The sequence below is a fragment of the Chamaesiphon sp. OTE_20_metabat_361 genome (assembly GCF_031364565.1).
Map to the genome: position 1 here is coordinate 1 of NZ_JANLWO010000813.1, position 5,916 is coordinate 5,916.

At 47.6% G+C, this 5,916-nt stretch carries 5 protein-coding genes and 1 pseudogene; 1 reads left to right on the forward strand and 5 read right to left on the reverse strand.

Translation table 11 applies throughout. The features are described 5' to 3' along the window. Positions 1-722: pseudogene (locus RMO35_RS22815) on the forward strand (C-3',4' desaturase CrtD); the annotation flags it as partial. Between the two features lie 380 nt (positions 723-1,102). Here RMO35_RS22815 and RMO35_RS22820 read toward each other — a convergent pair. The 5 genes from RMO35_RS22820 to RMO35_RS22840 all read right to left on the reverse strand — a co-directional run bounded on the left by RMO35_RS22820 (position 1,103) and on the right by RMO35_RS22840 (position 5,679). Further along, positions 1,103-2,383: a pitrilysin family protein gene (locus RMO35_RS22820; protein WP_309744641.1), complete on the reverse strand. Its 1,281-nt coding sequence runs from the start codon at positions 2,381-2,383 to the stop codon at positions 1,103-1,105. A 117-nt stretch (positions 2,384-2,500) separates the two neighbouring features. Continuing rightward, on the reverse strand, positions 2,501-2,920 hold the full coding sequence (locus tag RMO35_RS22825; protein ID WP_309744644.1) for a nuclear transport factor 2 family protein: 420 nt from the start codon (positions 2,918-2,920) through the stop codon (positions 2,501-2,503). 169 nt (positions 2,921-3,089) lie between these two features. Further along, entirely contained in the window at positions 3,090-3,989 is a 900-nt protein-coding gene (locus RMO35_RS22830; protein ID WP_309744646.1) for an AraC family transcriptional regulator, read from the reverse strand. 45 nt (positions 3,990-4,034) lie between these two features. Beyond that, entirely contained in the window at positions 4,035-4,796 is a 762-nt protein-coding gene (gene pyrF / locus RMO35_RS22835) for an orotidine-5'-phosphate decarboxylase (protein ID WP_309744648.1), read from the reverse strand. Between the two features lie 151 nt (positions 4,797-4,947). Then, a complete protein-coding gene (locus RMO35_RS22840) occupies positions 4,948-5,679 on the reverse strand; it encodes a response regulator transcription factor (protein WP_309744650.1) in 732 nt (243 codons plus the stop codon). Between the last annotated feature and the right edge of the window lie 237 nt (positions 5,680-5,916).

Genomic DNA, 5,916 nt, shown 5'->3' on the forward strand with positions numbered 1-5,916 from the left:
CGATCCGCAACCAAAAAACGAACGAAACTTGGACGGAATCCGCCGCTGAAGTGGTGGCAAATGTCACGGCACAGGATTTAGTCAGATTGCTCGGCGATGCGGCTCCCAAGTCCAATCCGATTCCCTTGCTATCACTCGATGGCTATCGATCGCGTGTCAAAACTTTACCCCAAGCTTCGGGGGCATTTGTGGTGTATCTGGGCGTCAAAGACAGCGCAATTCCCGCCGGCTGTCCGCCCCATTTGCAATTTCTCTACGATTACGACGGGATTATCGGCGAAAATAATTCCTTATTTGTCTCTGTCAGCCATCCCGGTGACGGACGTGCGCCCGATGGGAAGGCGACGATTATTGCCTCATCATTTGTCGATCCGCATAAATGGTACGCCGAGGGCGTTGATTATGAGGCGATGAAAGCTAAATATACTGCCACGGCGATCGCCAAATTGGGCGAATACTTCGATCTCGCACCCGAAAATATCATCGTCACCGAAGCAGGTACGCCCCGAACTTTCGAGCATTATACCGGACGCGATCGCGGCATCGTCGGCGGCATCGGGCAACGGGTAGCGACATTCGGGCCATTTGGCTTCGCAACGCGGATTCCTGTAGAGGGATTATGGATGGTGGGAGACTCTACCCATCCCGGTGAAGGGACGGCAGGAGTTAGTTATTCGGCATTAACTGTCGTGCGCCAGATCGAGCAGCAGTTAAAAAGTTGAAAGTTGAAAGTTGAAAGTTGAAAGCGAAAAGTGCGTTCTTGGGGCGCAACGTTTGGGGGGAAGCTTCCCCCAAAAGCTCGCTTCTTTGCCCTGTCTTGACGCACACAAACGGGAGGGAACCTCCCGTTCGATGCGCCGCAAGTGAAGCACCTTTTCAAGACAGCGAGGTTGTTAGAGTGGGGATTTAAACCCAGATGCCTTGTAGGGTGGGCACTGTCTTGATGCGCTGAACCGTCGGGAAACCCGACGAGCGCGCATCGCTGCTAACCATCAGGGTTTCAGATGATTCTAATAATTGTGCCGATCTACTTAATAATTAATAATTGGGTTGTAAGGATGAAAATTTAAACCCTATCCCAATAACCCAATTCTCAATTAATTTAAACGATCGATAATCTGTCATTGACGATCGCGATCGTGCCGTGTTCTTCGGGACTGACGATCGAAATATAGGGTTGGCTGAGATATTTGTCGGCGGCGGTGAGTAGTTCCAGCGACGTGAGTCGGTCGATTGCCTGGTGGAATTCGCTGTCAAAATTAGTACTTAAACCCAACAGTTCGTACCAGCCATAAGTTTGGGCTAGTTGTCCGTTAGTTTGTTTGCCCAGTGCATATTGCCCGAGTAGTTTATCCTTAGTCATCTGGAGTTCGCTTACTGAGAGCGGTTCCATGCACAATCGATCGACTTCGGCGCGTAAGCCGCTCACGGCAATACCTGTATTGATTGGATTGGTGCCCATATAGACGGCAAAATGCGACGTATCCAATCGCGTTGGATAAAAGGACGAGACATCATAGGCAAGTCCCCGCTTTTCTCGCAGCTCTACAAATAGGCGACTAGACATCCCATTGCTCAAATAGCTATCGATTAATTTGAGGGCAATGCAGTCGGGATCGTGGATCGGTGGTGCGAGATAACCTAAGATGACGATCGCCTGTTGAGTCGCTTGGTAGTCGATTTGATATTGGGGTTGAGTCGTGACACTATGAGTCGTTAGGGTTGGCGGTGCGCTCTCGGGTATTTCCCAATCGCCGAATACTCGATTTACCAGATCGAGGGCTGCATCGGGGGTAATTCGCCCTGCAAGGCTGATAATTAATCGATCGGGTCGAATGTGCTGCTGATGGTAGTTAATTAAGTCCTGACGGCTAATTTGGGCGAGTGTTTCCGCAGTTCCCAGACTCGATCGCGAGTAAGGATGATCGCCATATAACAGCGTCCGCAACTGCCGATAGGCATTATTAAATGGTTGCTCGGTTTGCGATCGAATCGCCTGGATAATTTGCTTGCGTTCGAGGGCGATTTGAGCTTCGGGAAAACTGGGACTTCTAAGGATCTCGCCAGCTAATTTGAAGATATCTGCCAAATCGGCTGTGACAGTTTTGAGGCTCAATTTCAGATAATCTGCCGTCGTTTCGGCACCTAGTCCCGCACCCACCGACTCGATCCGATCGGCAATTTCCAACGCCGACAATCGATCTGTTCCTTTAGTCAGTAAGGATGTCAGCAATTGGGCTAATCCAGCTTGCTCCTCTGCCTCCCATCGACTCCCCGCTGGGATAAAAAATCGCCCAGAGACAATATCGGCACTGGGATTGGCGATCGTCAGCACGGTAATCCCATTGGCTAACTGGCTGCGGTGAACGGGGAGATTAATCATTGGTATGGATAATGCAGGGATAGTAAATACACGACTTACGATCCAAGCTACACCATATTAGCGATGGGATGTCGATCGCTATCGGCAAATCGGTTAGGCTATGAAGCGCATTCCCGATTACTCGTTAGGAGTTCTCGTCTTTTGAATCATCTCTTGGATTGTTTCAGTTCCGCCAATTTCATAAAGAACGATCCTCTTGCAGAGGGGCGATGCCAACGCACCATTTTCAATGGTAAAGATTTGCTCGACTGTGGTATCTACAAGCAAATTGCCTTGCAAATCTCTGACGATTTGATGCACGGTAACGACATTTCGATTGTTTTCGTCCGTCTCGAATTTTAAGGCTTCAAGCTGCACTTGAATCACCTGATATTGATTAGTCCAGTATTCGCGCACCGCATCGCGTCCGTAGACAAAACCGCCTGCTACGCCGTTCGCCCATTTCACGTCCGGGTGCATCACCGAGATAATTGTTTCAAGATCGCCTTTGTTGAAGGCTGCGTATAAATTTTGCAGAAACTGTCGATCTGAACTCATAATTATTCACTCTCCAATCCGAATATCATTAAAACAAGAAATTAGCCCAACTATTTATAGGCTGTAACCTGGCGATCGACTCATTTTTTCTTAACTATCTGGAGTATAACCAGTTCTAGCGAGCGGCTTCTTTCAGATTCTTATGACAATTTATCAAATTCTTATAATGTTAGCGAACTTGCTTAGGTGTCATTCCCGTAAGGCGCTTAAACTGCTGGGTGAGATGACTTTGACTGGAGAAGCCTACTTTTGAGGCAATATCCGCAATCGCTAAATCTGTTTTCGACAACAGAAATTTTGCCTGTTCTACGCGCTGTTGAATCACATATTGATGTGGCGCAATTCCCATCGACTGTTTGAATAAACTAGCAAAATAAGTGGGGCTGATATTGATGATGCTGGCAAGTTCCGCCAATGACAAGTCTCGGTCGAGATGAGCGTGAATATAGTCGATTGCCTGCTGCAACTGAGTACGAGTTAAACTTCTATTTTCAGGTGTAATGGTTGGCGTGATGCTAGCATAATGTCTGAGTAAATGAATGGCTAATACTTGGGTAAGTGACTCAACATACAATCGACCCATCACACCATCAGACTCCAACTCAGCTAACAGCAGCATCGCGATCTGATGAAGCTGTAAATCTTGCTTACCGAAACAGTCCACGAGGCTGATTCGGTCTGGATTCAGTTCGGATACTTCAGCGGTTTGTCTAATCAGCTCCGGTTTTAAGTGAATATGCAACGAACAGCAGATACCTTCGCGCCGACTCCAGTACTTCGGTTGTCCAGCGGGAACAAGGACGCTGTCGCCCTTTTTAATAAAGGATTCATACAACCGATTGTCAGACTTTTGGGTGACAAGGACAGGTTGCCCTAATGGTAAGACGAGCCAATGCTCTGATGGGGCGGGAAATTCAACTTCAAATGAAGTTGAAAGATGTTGATACCGCTCGACTAAAATCCCGTCCCAGCCCGCTTGCCGACTGGATAACACCGGAGTTGTCCGATCGAACCGTTGGCTGTTAGTTGCTTTAGGAAGGTTCCCTTTCACAGTCTTTGTTGTCAACATCTATCTCGGCTTTGAACTTATTTATTCGATCTTCCCGCAATAAAGTTACGTGAAAATCTCGGCGATCGTTTGCTGGATGGCTGATGCCGCAGCGTAAGGATCGGGCGTAGACTTAATCGGTCTGCCGACTACGATATAATCGGCACCGTTCATAAATGCAGTCTTGACATCGACCGTTCTTTTTTGATCGTCGCTCTGTTCTTCGGTATTTTCTACAGGTCTGATGCCGGGTGTAACTACTAAAAAATTGGCGTCTAAACTGGCTCTGAGCGCCTTGGCTTCCCGTCCGGATGAAATCACCCCATCGCAGCCGATTTGCAGGGCACGTTTGGCTCTAGACAGCACTAGCGCGTCAGGATCGCACTCGAATCCCAAGTCATTGAGGTCGCCGCGATCGAGACTCGTCAAAACTGTCACCGCCAGGATCTGGAGATCCTGTTTTTCCCGCACGGCAGCTTTTAAAATCTCATCGTTACCATGCACCGTCACAAAGCTAATGCCGCGATTGGTGAGTTGTTTGACCGCCGCGCCGACAGTTTGGGGCACATCAAAAAACTTCAAATCGACAAAAATCTTCTTATCGCGGGATAATAACCATTCGATCGTTTCAAAGTATTTACCACCCAGAAACATCTCCAGCCCTAGCTTATAGAATATGACCGCATCATCGAGCTGTGTAACAATTTCCCGCGCTCGATCGCTATTATCGACATCAAGTGCAAAAATTAGTCGCTCTTTGGGGTCGATCGCTTTTTGTGAGAGATAGGCTCGATCGTCTGACATGATGCTTGCTGACAATATCGTCATAGTATTACTCAAGTTTAGCGGTAAAAGCGAACTGAAAAAAATCGGCAGGGATAATCGATCGATTCCCCCTGCCAATTTCTAACTAGTACTGGGCGGCACAAATTAAGTCACTATTGAGATCTCCCATCCCCCATCTCCCATCTTTTCAGTACTAGCCTCTGGCTTCAGCGGCTCTTTGTTCGTCTTGAGTTTGGGGCGGACGATAGCCATGCTCGAAGGCAAATCTGACTAACTGCGATCTATTTTCGAGATTTAACTTCGTGAGAATATTACTCAGGTGAGTTTGGACGGTACGCGGACTAATAAACAACCTTTGACTGATTTGCTTATTGGTCAAACCTTGGATTACTTCCCAGAACACCCGCGCTTCGGCTGGTGTCAATGGCAGATCTTCTTCTGGCTCGGGATCTTTAGCCTGAGCTACAGCTTCGGATCGATCGTCGCCATACTCATTCCCCAAGTCGCTATCTTCAGGAACTTTTTGCATCAACCGCACCATCTCTGAGTGAATGCGGCGCGAACGTTCGAGTTGAGCTTCAATTTTGGCTAGCAACTCTAATGGCTCGAATGGCTTGGTGATGTAGTCATCCGCGCCGATGTAGTGACCTTGAATCCGGTCTTCCAAGTCTTTTTTAGCTGTCAAAAAGATAAATGGTACCAACTGTCCGGGTCTGGTTGCCCGCAGGCGGCGACAAAATTCCAAGCCATCCATCCCGGGCATCATGATGTCCGACACGACCAAATCTGGCGGATCTTGCGCGAACAGTTTCAACCCCTGGACTCCAGAGGTGACTACCCGTACTGAATAACCCCGCTTTTCAAGATAGCGCGTGAGTACGGTTTGGAGGGTTTTATCGTCGTCTACTAGTAAGATTTTTTTCACGGTTAAATCCTTTGAGTCAAAATGACTTGGCAGGTAAATGGGTTAAGAATAGGGAAATTAATAAATTTAGATGTGTAGTTTGTGTATTCTAATGAGCAAGAATTTAAATATACGCGGTCAGTTGCCTTCAAGTTAGTGAAAAATTGCTAACTTGCTAACTTATCGCTTGTCGATTGTAGTCTAACATCGCGATCGCCGCTAATTGAATCTGGCATGGACAAAATCCGCTACCACAGA